Origin of the sequence: Kitasatospora sp. NPDC005856, assembly GCF_040629945.1 — a bacterium.
GTDB lineage: Bacteria > Actinomycetota > Actinomycetes > Streptomycetales > Streptomycetaceae > Kitasatospora.
The window spans coordinates 1-13,073 of sequence record NZ_JBEXWT010000151.1 but is presented as its reverse complement, the minus strand read 5'-3'; the positions used below and the strand labels follow the sequence as shown (position 1 = coordinate 13,073).

Annotated in this window: 11 protein-coding genes and 1 pseudogene; 9 read left to right on the top strand and 3 right to left on the bottom strand. The window is 73.7% G+C overall.

The window, feature by feature from the left end:
• Window positions 1–559 precede the first annotated feature (559 nt).
• Complete coding sequence (locus tag ABZ449_RS40540; RefSeq protein WP_360356764.1) at window positions 560–1,057, top strand: hypothetical protein; 498 nt, start codon at window positions 560–562, stop codon at window positions 1,055–1,057.
• Between the two features lie 45 nt (window positions 1,058–1,102).
• Here the strand turns inward: ABZ449_RS40540 and ABZ449_RS40535 are convergent, their stop codons facing one another.
• Window positions 1,103–2,599 (bottom strand): BTAD domain-containing putative transcriptional regulator, encoded by a 1,497-nt coding sequence (locus tag ABZ449_RS40535; RefSeq protein WP_360356761.1) that lies wholly within the window; start codon window positions 2,597–2,599, stop codon window positions 1,103–1,105.
• 130 nt (window positions 2,600–2,729) lie between these two features.
• Between ABZ449_RS40535 and ABZ449_RS40530 the strand changes: the two genes are divergently transcribed.
• The 5 genes from ABZ449_RS40530 (at window position 2,730) to ABZ449_RS40510 (ending at window position 9,091) form a co-directional block, all read left to right on the top strand.
• Complete coding sequence (locus ABZ449_RS40530) at window positions 2,730–5,657, top strand: BTAD domain-containing putative transcriptional regulator (protein WP_360356758.1); 2,928 nt, start codon at window positions 2,730–2,732, stop codon at window positions 5,655–5,657.
• A gap of 133 nt (window positions 5,658–5,790) precedes the next feature.
• Entirely contained in the window at window positions 5,791–6,702 is a 912-nt protein-coding gene (locus ABZ449_RS40525; protein ID WP_360356756.1) for a CAP domain-containing protein, read from the top strand.
• Between the two features lie 42 nt (window positions 6,703–6,744).
• A complete protein-coding gene (locus ABZ449_RS40520) occupies window positions 6,745–7,605 on the top strand; it encodes a peptidoglycan-binding protein (protein WP_360356753.1) in 861 nt (286 codons plus the stop codon).
• 37 nt (window positions 7,606–7,642) lie between these two features.
• A complete protein-coding gene (locus ABZ449_RS40515; RefSeq protein ID WP_360356750.1) occupies window positions 7,643–8,236 on the top strand; it encodes a ricin-type beta-trefoil lectin domain protein in 594 nt (197 codons plus the stop codon).
• A 69-nt stretch (window positions 8,237–8,305) separates the two neighbouring features.
• Window positions 8,306–9,091 (top strand): GNAT family N-acetyltransferase, encoded by a 786-nt coding sequence (locus ABZ449_RS40510; RefSeq protein WP_360356747.1) that lies wholly within the window; start codon window positions 8,306–8,308, stop codon window positions 9,089–9,091.
• 66 nt (window positions 9,092–9,157) lie between these two features.
• Here the strand turns inward: ABZ449_RS40510 and ABZ449_RS40505 are convergent, their stop codons facing one another.
• Window positions 9,158–9,802 (bottom strand): TetR/AcrR family transcriptional regulator, encoded by a 645-nt coding sequence (locus ABZ449_RS40505; protein WP_360356745.1) that lies wholly within the window; start codon window positions 9,800–9,802, stop codon window positions 9,158–9,160.
• Between the two features lie 372 nt (window positions 9,803–10,174).
• On the opposite strand from ABZ449_RS40505, the gene ABZ449_RS40500 reads away from it, so the two are divergent.
• The 3 genes from ABZ449_RS40500 to ABZ449_RS40490 all read left to right on the top strand — a co-directional run bounded on the left by ABZ449_RS40500 (window position 10,175) and on the right by ABZ449_RS40490 (window position 12,876).
• Window positions 10,175–10,633 carry a DUF6542 domain-containing protein gene (locus tag ABZ449_RS40500; RefSeq protein WP_360356742.1) on the top strand — a complete coding sequence of 153 codons (459 nt, stop codon included), beginning with the start codon at window positions 10,175–10,177 and terminating at the stop codon, window positions 10,631–10,633.
• The gene (locus tag ABZ449_RS40495) at window positions 10,626–12,254 is read left to right on the top strand and encodes an LCP family protein (protein WP_360356739.1); all 1,629 of its coding nucleotides are present in this window, start codon (window positions 10,626–10,628) and stop codon (window positions 12,252–12,254) included. The genes ABZ449_RS40500 and ABZ449_RS40495 overlap by 8 nt, the downstream gene beginning before the upstream one ends.
• Window positions 12,255–12,495: 241 nt before the next feature.
• The gene (locus ABZ449_RS40490; RefSeq protein ID WP_360356736.1) at window positions 12,496–12,876 is read left to right on the top strand and encodes a VOC family protein; all 381 of its coding nucleotides are present in this window, start codon (window positions 12,496–12,498) and stop codon (window positions 12,874–12,876) included.
• Window positions 12,877–12,938: 62 nt separating this feature from the next.
• Here ABZ449_RS40490 and ABZ449_RS40485 read toward each other — a convergent pair.
• A pseudogene (locus tag ABZ449_RS40485) lies at window positions 12,939–13,073 on the bottom strand (2-oxoacid:ferredoxin oxidoreductase subunit beta); the annotation flags it as partial.

Genomic DNA, 13,073 nt, shown 5'->3' with positions numbered 1-13,073 from the left:
AAGGAACGGACGCTTCCTTCGGACCGCCTTCCAGCGGACCCTCCGGGCTTCGTTCTTTCGTGTTTCCAGCTTATCAGATGTTTTCCGCTCCGTTTCCGGGGCTTCGTTCATCCAACTCGCCGGTGTCTTCCGGGGTTTGACGCCCCGTCCGACGTTTCAAACTCTAGCCGATCCCCGCTCCGAAAAGCGAATCCGACCGCAACCCGATAAAACGCGCACGCCAAATGAAGAACCGAGTCATGACGCGAACACGCGAACACGACCCAGCCCGAACCTGGGAAGTGGTGTTTCAGAGGATTGGCCGCCCCGGGACCGTCCGCGCTGATGCGTGTCCGGTGCTCCCTGCCGAGCGACTAGAGAACAGTACTCCTCCTTCGCGCCCAAGCCAAACGCCCCTGCCCCGCTCCCACCACCCGTCCCACGCCGCCCGCTTCCCCGGACGCCGATCAACGCCGGCGTTCATCGTTTGTCTACCGCCATCCCCCAAGCTCGTGCCCACACCGCGCCCCGAGGACCTGGCGGCGCGAACGCACGAGAGAACCACGAGGTACACGGGGCCATGAAGAAGACGACGAAGACCCTCCGGCAGATCGCCCTCGCCGCCGCCACCACCGCGCTCGCGCTGGCCGGGACGGTGGCCTCCACCGGGACCGCGGAGGCGGCGATCGAGCGGAACTTCGACCACGTCTCGATCTGGGACGACGAGCCGCTCTACCAGGGCTGGTACATCGAATCCGGCTCCACCCGGATGATCATGCAGCCCGACGGCAACTTCGTCGTCTACCAGTTCGGGACCAGCGTCAAGATGGCCACCAACACCGTCGGCTGCGGCTACAAGGCCGTCATGCAGGTCGACGGCAACTTCGTCGTCTACTCCGCCAACGGCGGCGTCTGCTGGTCGTCCGGCACCTACGGCCACCCGCACGCCAAGCTGACCGTCACCACCGCCGGCACCTCGGGCGTCTACTGGAGCGGCGGCGACATCCCCCGCATCCCCCACTCCTCCACCCCCGGCCCCGTCCCCGGCGCAGTCCTCTTCTCCTCCGACCTCTACTGAGGCCGCACGGATTCCGGCTCCTCCCCGGATACCGACCCCTCCCGGTTACTGGGCCCTTCCCGGCCCGTCCCCCCGGAGCGCGAGCCAGCTGACCAGGTCGGCCGCCGTCCAGCGCGGCCGGGCCGCCAGCCGCTCCGCCGCCGTTCGCAACAGGACCGGCAGGTAGCCGCAGAGCGCGGCCACCTCGGCCACCGCCTCCGGCTCCCGCCGGACCCGCTCCGCGCCGACGATCCGGGCCAGCAGCTCGTAGGCGTCGTGCGGCTCCAGCGGTCCCACCGCCAGCCGCACGGCGTCCCGGGGCAGCGCGCCCGGCTCCGCGCCCGCCACCACCGCGGCGCAGCCGGGCGCCGTCGGCAGCAGCGGCCCCGGCTCGGCCACCCCGTCGAGCAGCACCAGCACCCGACGCCCGACGAGTGCGGCGCGGTAGCGCGCGGACAGCTCGTCGAGGCCGGCCGAGGAGTCCGCGCGGTCCCCCAGTGCCCGCAGGAAGCCGGCCAGCACCGCACCCGAGCCGCCGCCGCCCGCGTTCGGCTGCCCGCCCGCGTGCTCCCGTCCTCCCGCGTACGACTGCCCGCCCGCGTACAGCTGCCCGTCCGGGAAGGCGTCCTGGACGGCGTGCGCGACGTGCACCGCCAGCGCCGACGCGCCGCAGCCCGCCGGGCCCGCCAGCCCCAGCACCGGCGTGCCGCCCGCCCGCAGCACCCGCTCCGCCTCCCGCACCTGCGCCGCCCGGCCGACCAGGTCCGGGATGTCCGGCGGCAGCTGGGACGGCCTCGGCAGCCGCCGCAGCAGCACCGGGGCCTCGCCGCGCCGGATCTGCTCGGCCAGCTCGACCAGCGCCGGGGCCGGTTCGAGCCCGAGCTCCCCGTCCAGCCGCTCCCGCAGCGCCTCGTACCCCGCCAGCGCCTCCGCCGTACGTCCGCAACGGTGCAGCGCCAGCAGGTGCAGCCGGTGCACCTCCTCGTCCTGCGGGTACGAGGCCGCCAGCCCGGCCAGCCGATCCACCGCCTCCGCGTGCCGGCCGAGCGCCAGGTCCAGGCCGAGCAGCGCCTTCACCGCCGCGAACCGCCCGGCCGCGAGCCGCTCGCGGACCCGTTCGGCGAACGCCCCGGGCACCCCGTCCAGCGCCCGCCGCCCCTCCCAGGAGCCCAGCGCAGCCGCCAGCGACTCGCGCGCCCGCTGCGGATCCTGGTGACGCAGTGCGACGGCCTCCGCCACCGCGGCCTCGTAGCGGAAGAGGTCCACCACCGTGCGCGGCAGCTCCAGCCGGTAGCCGCCCGCGGCCGCGACCAGCAGCCCCGGCGTCCCGAGGGCGCGCCGCAGGCGGTGGACGTGCGTGCCGATCTGCCCGACCGGATCCTTCGGCCAGCGGGTGTCGTCCGACCCCCACAGGTCCTCCACCAGCCGATCCGTGGGCACCAGCTGCCCCGGCGGGATCAGCAGCGCCGCGAGCACGGCCCGCTGCTGCGGCCGGCCGAGGTCGAGCTCCTGACCGTCGCGGTGAGCCCGCAGCGGCCCCAGCAGGCTGAAATCGAGCCCCACCGCCCACTCCTCGACGCCGTCGATCCGGTACACAATCTGTGACAGAGCATAGGTCGCCGGGGTACGGGGGCCCGCCGTCCGGACGGATCTGGCGGAATCCCGGCGCAGAACGACTTCTCGGGGACGGGACATGGGTGACATGGGGGAATCCGGACTGCGGTTCGGACTGCTGGGACCACTGCGGGCCTGGTGCGGGGAGCGGGAGCTGGAGCTGGGCAGGCCGCAGCAGCGGGCCGTGCTCGCCGTCCTGCTGGCCGCGGCCGGACGGACGGTGTCCGTCCCGGTGCTGGTCGAGGGGGTGTGGGGCGGGGCCGCGCCGGCCGATCCGCGCAAGGCCGTCCAGCTCGCCGTCTCCCGGCTGCGCACGGCGTTCCGGCCGTACGCCGGGGACGATCCGGAGCGGATGCCGCTGGTCCGGGTCGGCGACGGCTACGCGTTCAAGGCGGCCGGGGCCGAACTGGACGCGCACGAGTGGGACGCCCTGCTGGCCGAGGCCGGACGGCTGCGCGAGGCGGACGCGCCGCCGCAGGAGGTCCGGGAGGTGCTGCGCCGCGCCCACCGGATGTGGGTCGGCGAAGCACTCGCCGGTCTGCCCGGGCCGCACGCCGAGGCCGTCCGCGCCCACCTGACCGAACAGCGGATCTCGGCCAAGGAGACGGAACTGGAGCTGGACGCCGACCTCGGCGACCGCACCGACCTCACCGCCGCGATCGCCGCCCTCGCCCTGGAGCACCCCGGCCGCCCCCGGCTCACCACCGTCCTGATGCGCGCCCTCTACCAGGCGGGGCGCAAGGCCGAGGCGCTCGCCGTGTACGAGGACGCCCGCGCCGCGCTCCCGCCCGGCGAGAACGGCCCGGCCGAGCTCCAGCTGCGCATCCTGCGCGAGGACGCCTCCCTGCTGCCCGCCGACGCCGCCGCCGGCCCGGCCGAACCCGCCGCCGAGACCGACGGCTGGCAGGCGCCCGACCAGCTCCCCTGCGGCCTGCCCGACTTCACCGGCCGCGCCGAGGAGGCCGAGTCCCTCACCGACCGCCTCGCCGGCGCCGGCGGCCGGGCCGTCGTGGTCTCCGCCCTGGACGGCATGGGCGGCGTCGGCAAGACCACCCTCGCGGTGCACGTGGCCCGCCGGGTCCGCGACCGCTTCCCCGACGGGCAGCTCTTCGCCGACCTGCGCGGCGCCGACCGCACCCCGCCCGACCCCGGCACGGTGCTCGCCGGGTTCCTGCGGGACCTCGGCGTCGACCCGGGCGAGATCCCGCCGGACACCGGCGAACGCAGCGCGCTCTACCGCTCGGCCCTGGCCGGGCGGCGCGTCCTGGTCGTCCTCGACAACGCCGCCACCACCGGCCACGTCGAACCGCTGCTGCCCGGTTCCCCCGGCTGCGCGGTCCTCGTCACCAGCCGCCACCGGCTGGCCGGCCTCGCCGGGGCCCACCAGCTGCGCCTGGACACCCTGCCGCCCGAGCAGGCGCTGGAGCTGTTCACCCTGATCGTCGGCGCCGAGCGCGTCGCCGCCGAACCCGGGGTCGCCGAGGAGGTCGTCCGGGCCTGCGGGCTGCTGCCGCTCGCCGTCCGCATCGTCGCCTCCCGGCTCGCCGCCGACCCCTCGCTCACCCTGGCCGCGCTCGCCGAAGGGCTCCGCCGGGAGCACCGGCTGGCCGAACTCAGCGACGGCGAACGGACCGTCGAAGCCAGCTTCGCGCTCTCCTACCGCCGCCTCGACGCCGAACTCGCCCGCGCCTTCCGGCTGCTCGCCCTGCCCGACGCCCCCGACGTCCCGCTGCCCTGCGCCGCCGCCCTGCTCGACCGCACCGAGGCCGAGACCGGCGAGCTGCTCGAAACCCTCGTCGACCTCAACCTCCTGCACTCCCCGCGCTTCGGCCGCTACGGGTTCCACGACCTCGTCCGCGCCTACGCCCGCGGCCGGGGCGCCGAGGAGGACGGCCCCGCCGAGAGCACCGCCGCCGTCGACCGGCTGCTCGACTTCTGCCTCGCCACCGCCCGCAACGCCGACGTCGCCGCCCGCAAGCCCGACCCGGTCGAGCTCAGCCTGCTCGACGTGCCCGTGTCCCACTCCGGCCGACCGGTCGCCGACGGCGCGCAGGCCGTGCGCTGGATGCGCGAGCAGGCCGAGGTGCACGCCGCCGTCATCGCCCTGAGCTGCGCGGACCCGCACGTGCCGCTCGACCGCGCCGCCGAACTCGCCGACCGGATGAGCTCGGTGCTCGCCGAGCGCACCCAGACCACCGTCATCGCCGACCTCGCCGAACGCCTCGCCGGCGAAGCCGAGGCCCGCGGCGACCACGGTCCGCTCGCCCTCGCCCGGTACGTGCGCGGCTCCATGCTCTGGCACGTCAACCGCTACGCCGAATCCGCGGAGGAGATCCGCCGGGTCGTCGACGTCTGCACCGCCACCGGCACCGAGCGGGTCCTCGCCAAGGCGCTGCTCACCCTCGGCGGCAACGCCCGCGTCCACGGCCGCTACGCCGAGGCCGCCGAACACGCCGGCCGCGCCGCGGGGCTGTTCCGCCGCCTGGACGCCGGACGGTCCGAGGGCAGCGCGCTCGGCGAGTTCGCCTTCAGCGCGGCCCAGACCGGCCGCCTCGACGAAGCCCGGGCCGCCGCCGAGCGCAGCGCCCAGCTGATGAGCCGCTCCGGCCCGGTCTCCGCCGCGACCGGCCGCTACTACCTCGCCCGGGTGCTGCGGCTGTGCGGCGACCCGGAGGCGGCGCTCGCCCACGCCGTCGGCGCCCGGGAGGAGTTCGCCGCCCTCCAGGTCACCGTGTTCGCCGCCGCGTCCGGCGACCTCGCCGCCCGCATCCACGCCGAGGCCGGCCGCTGGCTGCTCGCCGTCGACGCTGCCGAGGCCGTCCTGCCGCTCGCCCGCCGCACCAGCGCCGCCCTGGAGGCCGCTCTGCTGCGCACCCTCGGCACCGCGCTCACCGGCCTCGGCCGCCCGCGCCAGGCCCGGGCCTGTCTGACGGACTCGCTGGAGGTGTACGAGCGGCTGGGGCTCGAGGAGGAATCGGAGCAGGTCAGGGGGCTCCTGGCGCGGTAGACGGCCGGTCAACGCGGCGTCGCACTACGCGCGTTGACCGGCCGTCTACCGCCGTGCAGGAACGTCTCTCTCGTCAGGCCCCGGGCCGCCGCGGTTGCGGCCCGGGGCGACACCACAGACGAGAGGCGCAACCATGCCCACGCTCCCGCAGCACGGTCAGAACTGGACGCTCAAGTCCGCCAACGGAACCGTCGCCGACCTCCGCTCCAGCCAGACCGCCGCCGGCACCGCCATCCAGTCCTGGGGCCCCAACGGCACCACCGCCCAGGGCTGGACCTTCTGGGCCAAGGAGAACGGCAGCTTCCTCCTGGAGACCCTGCTGACCACCGGCCGGCACGTCGGCGGCCAGGCCATGGTCATGGACTTCAACTACTCCACCGGCCAGACCTGGCTCTTCAACGAGCACAACCAGCCCAACCAGCACTGGTGCTTCGAGCCCGTCGACAACGACTGGGTGCACATCCGCACCACCCGCACCAACGACGGCATGCTCTACCTCACCGCCGCCGCCCCCGGCTCGCCGCTCACCCTGGCCCGGCAGGATGACGGCAACCCGGCGCAGCGCTGGCAGCTCGTCCCGGCCGGTGGCGTCAGCGGCGGCGGCCAGCAGCAGCAGCCCCAGCCGCAGCCCCAGCCCCAGCCCCAGCCCGGCGGCGGCGGCGGTGACTTCCGCACCGAGATGCTGAACGCCGTCAACGCCGAGCGCGGCCGCGTCGGAGCCCCGCCGGTGCGCCTGGACGACCGCCTCAGCGCCGCCGCCCAGCGCCACGCCAACGACATGGCCTCGCACGACCTCACCCAGCACAACGGCACCGACGGCAGCTCCCCCTGGGACCGCATCGCGGCCGCCGGCTTCTCCTCGCGGGCCTCCGCCGAGAACGTCACCCCGAGCAACAGCGTGCCGGAGGCGATGCAGATGTGGATGAACAGCCCGGGCCACCGGGTGAACATCCTCAACCCCGACTACAACTTCATCGGCATCGGCTACGCCCCCCGCCAGCGCGGCAACTGGGGCCGCTACGTGCAGACCTTCGGCAAGGCCTGAGACCCCGACCGGCACCCTTCCAGCAGCAAGGAGTCCACACCCATGTCCTCGAACGCGGCGGACCTGATCCGCATCGCCCGAGACGAGGTCGGCTACCACGAGGGCCGCAGCGGCGGGCACTGGAACAACATCCAGAAGTTCTCCCCCGCCGTCGCCGGCCTGGAGTGGTCCCAGGGCGAGGCCTGGTGCGCCACCTTCGTCGCCTGGTGCGCCGAGCAGTCCGGCAACGCCGGGCTCTTCCCGGTGAGCGCCTCCTGCGCGGAGGGCGTCGCCTGGTTCAAGGATCGCGACCGCTTCACCGAGTACCCGGTGATCGGCGGCCAGGTCTTCTTCGGGCCCGGCGGCGGCAGCCACACCGGCATCTGCGTCGCCTACACCAGCACCACCATCACCACCGTCGAGGGCAACACCAACGACGGGGGGAGCTCCGAGGGCGACGGCGTCTACCTCAAGACCCGTGACCGCCGCTCGGACTGGGTCCACGGCTACGGCATCCCGGAGTTCACCGAGGGCGTGGTCCTCGCCGATCCGGAGTGGAAGGACCGGTCCGGGGCGATCTACTTCGGGCAGGAGGCCTCCGCGGCGGACAGCCCCAGCGGCGGCGCCGCGTCCGGTGCCGCTCCGTCCGGCGCCGCCCCGGCGTCCGACGGCGACGGCTACGAGCCGTTCCCCGGCGCGGACTTCTTCCACGAGGGACAGAACAGCGACGTCGTCACGCGGATGGGCGAGCGCCTCGTCGCCGAAGGCTGCTCCGCCTACGCCGAGGGCCCCGGGCCCGAGTGGTCCGACGCCGACCGCGAGTCCTTCCGCAACTGGCAGCACAAGCTCGGCGACTCGGGCGCGGACGCCGACGGCATACCCGGCCCCAAGCAGTGGGCCGCACTCGCCGTCCCGCGCGCCTGATGCCGGGCCCGTCCACCACAACAGAAGGGGAGACCCGATGAGCACCATCACCCGTACCCGCAGGTTCCTCGCCTCGCTCGGGGCCGTCACTGCCGTCGCGGGGGCGGTCGTGGCCGGCGCGCCGGCGGCGCAGGCCGCACCGGCGGCACCGACGGCACCGACGGCGCAGGCCGGCGCCTGCGACTTCTCGCCGTCCGTGACGGGCATGGCCGCCGTGAACAACGGCTCCGGGGCAGGCGCGCTCGACCTGTACCACGGCGTCGAGGCCAACGGTCAGCCGATCATCGTCTGGACGGCCAACCAGTCGCCCGCGCAGACCTGGACGTTCTGGAAGTACTGTGACGGCACCACGGCGATCTCGCACGGGCAGAGCAAGGTGATCGACCTCGACACCGGCTCGGGCACGGTCCGCCTCTGGGACACCCCCGGCGGACTGGACGGCCTCAACCAGCCGAACGGCGACTGGATGCCGGCCAGCCAGAAGTGGCTGCTGACGGACAACGACCAAGGCTGGTACCTGATCCACAGCGCGGCCGTCGGACAGTGCCTCACCTCCAACGGTGCCGGCCAGAGCATCGGGATGACCGCCTGCGACACCGCCGACCCGGCCCAGCGCTGGCTGCTGGGCTGACGCACCCACCGGGCCCGGTCCGCTCCTCGACTCCTCGGCGTCGAGCGGACCGGGCCTATCCTCGTCCGCGTGCCCCTCATCAGCCTGCACGACCGCGCCGCGCTGGCCGCCCGCTTCCGCACCGATCCGGCGCTGCACCTCTTCGAGCTCGGCGACCTGGACGACACCCTCTGGCCCAACACCACCTGGTACACCGCCGCTCCCGACTCCGGGCACGGACCGGTCGCGCTGCTCTACAGCGGCGGCGACACCCCCGTCCTGCTCGCCTTCGCCCGGCCCGCCGGCCTCCCCCCGCTGGAGGCGCTGCTGCGCGACCTCCGGCCCTTCCTCCCCCGCCGGTTCATGGCCGGGCTGCCGGACGGCGCCGAGCAGGCGCTCGCTCCCGACTACGCGGTCGAGCGCCGGACGCCGCTGCTGCGGATGCTCCTCACGGCCGAACTCCCGGCCGAAGTCGCTCACGAGACCATGCCGTTGGGCCTCGACGACGTCGAGGACGTCCGCGCCCTGCTCGCCGCGTCCTACCCCGACTCCTGGTTCGACCCCCGGATGCTGGCCGGCGGCGGCTACGCCGGCGTCCGCGAGCACGGCCGGCTGCTGGCCGTCGCCGGGGTGCACGTCCACTCGCCGGCCCAGCGGGTCGCCGTGCTCGGCAACGTCACCACCCACCCCGATGCCCGCGGCCGCGGCCTCGCCCGGGCCTGCGTCACCGCGCTCTGCCACCGGCTCGCCGCGACCACCGACCACCTGGGCCTGAACGTCCGCACCGACAACGCCCCGGCGATCCGGCTCTACGAGCGGCTCGGCTTCACCACCGTCGCCACGTACAACGAGTTGGTGCTCGGCGCCACGGGCTAGGCGCCACGAGCCAAGCGCCACCGCCCGGGCACGGCGGCCCGGGCGGGCTCGGCCGTGTGCCGCCGGCTACGCCGACGGCGACGCCGCGCCGTGGATCCGCAGGAAGGCGTCCACCCCGGCCGTCGCGATCCGCTCGACCTCCTCGTCCGCCACCGGGAGCGCACCCCAGAAGGAGCGCTCGGCGATGCCGTGGAAGGTCAGCAGCGTGAACTGCTCGGCGGCCAGTTCGGCGTCCTCGACCACGAGCAGCCCGCGCTCGGCGAGCGCCGCGAAGTGCCGCGCGAGATCGCGCTGGGATGCGATCGGCCCGGCCTCCAGCCAGGCCTCCAGGACGTCCGCCGGGATGTTGGCCACCTCGGCCCGGATCGCCCGGCCGAGCGCCCCGTGCTCCCCGGCGGACAGTACGGCGCGGGCCCGCTGGACGGCGAAGTCGATCAGGTCCTGCCGCAGCTCCACCACACGTTCGAGGTACTTCGCCATCAACTCCCCGATGCGCTCGGTCAGTTCGGCCGAGTTCCGCAGGGCCACCGACAGGAAGAGGGTCTCCTTGTCGGTGAAGTGGTTGTAGACCGTCCGCTTGGACACCCCGGCCTCGGCCGCGATCGCGTCCATGCTGGCCCGGACGTACCCCTCGCGCCCGAACACCGTCGTCGCGGCCTGCGTGATCGCCTTGCGCTTCTCCGGCCGCCCCGCTCCGCCCGTCGCCGCCACGGCCCTCTCCTCTTCCGTCGACGCACCGGCCGACCCTCTCGGGAACTACCCGGTGTAGTTTATCCGGGCCGCGGCGAACTCCGGAGTGCCACCGAACAGGCGTGCTCTATGCTGCATACGACTTCTACACCCGTGTAGAGGCGATACGGAAGCGCCGCCCCCGATCACGGGCGGCCGGCCCCGTGGGGAACCGGCCGGCCGTCAACCGGCGTCCGGAACTGGCAGCGCCACGAACAGAGTTTCGGAACGACAGGACGACGTACCGACGGACCGACGGGCCTACGGACAGAGCGGTCCGGGCGGTCCGGGCCGACGGCACGCGGCGCAGGCGCCACCGTGGCGCACGGAGCACGGGAACACCGGGGTGAGGGCGTGGCGGGGCAACGAGGACGGTCGGCCGGCAAGCGGGCGCGCCGACGAGCGGCGGACGGACCCGCCGGACACATACGCCCCCTGCCCGGCGGCCCCGCACTGCCGGCCGCCCTCGCCCTCGGACTGCCACTGGCCGGCGCCGCGGTCGACGAACTCTCCGGCCCTGGCATGGGCCTCGCCTTCGCCGTGGCCGCGGTGCTCGGCACCGGCCTGGCGGCGGCGCTGAGCAGCCGCAACGGCTGGTGGTGGGTGCTCGCCGCCTCACCGCTGGTCGTCCTGGGAGTGACGGCCGCCGTCGAACTGGCCGCCCACCGCGACCGGTACCAGGGCAAGGGCCTGGCCACCGGCGCCGCCAAATGGGTGGTTCACGGCTTTCCCGTGATGGCCGAGGCCGCGGCCGCGGCCGTCATCGTGATCGCGGTCCGGCTGGTCCGGGCGAGGAGGAGGCAGCATGGCTGACAGCACCGGAGACGACGGACGCACCGAGGCCCGCCGCCCCTCCCCCGCGCTGATCGCGGGCCGGGTGCTGGCCTGCGCCACCGGATTCGCGGTGTTCGCCGCCAGCGGGGTCGTCTGGTACGGGTACAAGCAGCTCACCGACGGGATGACCACCTCCGGCGTGATCGCCGAGACCAAGAAGGACGCGCCCAAGCACCTCGACAACTCGGTCAACCTGCTGCTGATCGGCCTGGACAGCCGCAAGAACATGGACGGCACGGACCTCCCGCCCGAGTTCGTCCAGGACGAGCTGCACGCCGGCCACAGCTCCGACATCGGCGGCTACAACACCAACTCCCTGATCCTGCTGCACATCCCGGCGAACGGCGGCAAGGTGCAGGCCGTGTCGATACCCCGCGACGACTACGTGATGACCTACGGCGCCGACGGCTCCCAGATGGGCATGGCCAAGGTCAAGGAGGCCTACGGCGCGGCCAAGGACAAGGCCGACGCGGGCCTGCGCGCCAAGGGACTCAAGGGCGCCGACCTGGAGAAGGCCGGCCGGGACATCGGCCGCGCGGCCACCATCCGCACCGTGCAGAAGTTCCTCGACCAGCCCATCGACCACATCGCCGAGGTCAACCTGATGGGCTTCTACGACATCGCCAAAGCCCTCCAGCCGATCGAGGTCTGCCTCACCCACGACACCAAGGACCCGGCCATGGAGGGCCAGGGCTCCGGCGCCGACTTCCACAAGGGCGTCAACAAGCTCAACGCCTCCCAGGCGCTCTCCTTCGTCCGCCAGCGCCACAACCTCGACGGCCCGGACGGCAACACCGGCGACTTCGCCCGCACCCACCGCCAGCAGGCCTTCATCTCCTCGGTCGTGCACAACCTCAAGCAGAAGGGCGTCATCGGCGACCTCGGCAAGATGCAGGAACTGATGGGCGTGATGCAGAAGGACCTGGTGATCGACAACGAGTGGAACGTGCTCGACTTCGCCCAACAGGCCCCCAACCTCACCGGCGGCAACGTCGAGTTCAACACCCTGACCTTCGACGGGTTCGGAACCAGGAACGGCCAGGACGTCAACCTGGTGACGCCGGCGAAGGTCCAGAAGGTGGTCAAGCAGCTCTTCGGCTACGCCGACGCCGCCCCCGCGCCCGCCCCGGCCGACCCGGCCGCGACACCGGCGCCGGCCCAGCCGACCGCGGCGCCGACGCCTCCCCCGACGCCGAGCCCGACCTCCGTCAGGCCCGTCACCGTGGACGTCTTCAACGCCTCCTCCGCCGCCGGGGTCACCTCCGCCGCGGAGGCCAAGGCCCTGGCGGGCCTGGGCTTCAAGGAGGGCCACACCGGACCGGCCGGCACCCGGCCGAAGACCACCACCGTCGTCTACGGCAAGGGCGCCAAGGAAGCCGCCGAACAGGTCGCGGCCCGCTACGGCGTGACCGCCACCGAGTCCGCGGCCACCGCCGCCGACCACGTCGTCGTCACCCTCGGCACCACCTTCACCGGCGTCGCCACCGACGAGCCCACCACCCCCGCCGGCAGCACCCCGACCGACCCGGCCGCCAGCCTGCCCATGCAGGGCCCCTCCGTCGACGCCCAGTCCGACGGCGGCATCCCCTGCGTCTACTGACAGCCGGTAGGCGTCGTCCACCTCGACTGCTCCGGCGACACCTCGAATCCGCTACCCGACATCGGCCCGGCCCCCCGTGTTCGATGCGGTGGCTCGGCCCTAGCGGCGCCACGTGGCCCCCGCCGGGCTTTCTCGAACATGGACACGATCGTTCGACGGACCCCTGGCGCAATTCTCCGTACTATGTATAGTGTACTGCGTACGGGGTAGTTGGCCCGGTACTGACGAGAGGGTTCTCGCCTTGCAGATCACCAAGACCGCCGTCTCCCTGACCGTCGAGGACGTCACCACCTCCGCCGCCTTCCTCCAGCGGCACTTCGGCTACAGCGAGGAGATGTCGGCCGACGGCTTCGTCTCCCTCGGGCATCCGGGCGGCGGGGTCGACGTCGTCTACCTGCGGCGCGGCCTCGAGGTCCTGACGGAGGAACAGCGCCACCGGATCGCGGACGGCGTGATCCTGGCGTTCGTCGTCGAGGACATCGCCGCCGAGGAGCGGCGGCTGCGCGAGGAGGGGGTCGTGATCACCCTGCCGCTGCGCGAGGAGCCGTGGGGGGAGAAGCTCTTCCAGGTCGCCGACCCGAACGGTGTGGTGATCGAGCTGGTCGAGTGGGCCCAGCAGTAGAAACGACGACGGCGCCCCCTGTCCCGGCCGGGACAGGGGGCGCCGCTCGCGTCGGCGGACGGTCAGGCCACCGTCCAGGTGTCGTTGCCGGCGAGGAGAGTGGCCAGGTCGCCTTGGCCGTGTTGGTCGGTGGCGGTGGTGAGCTGGTCCGCCATCAGTTCGTCGTAGACCGGGCGTCGGATGCTGCGCAGGACGCC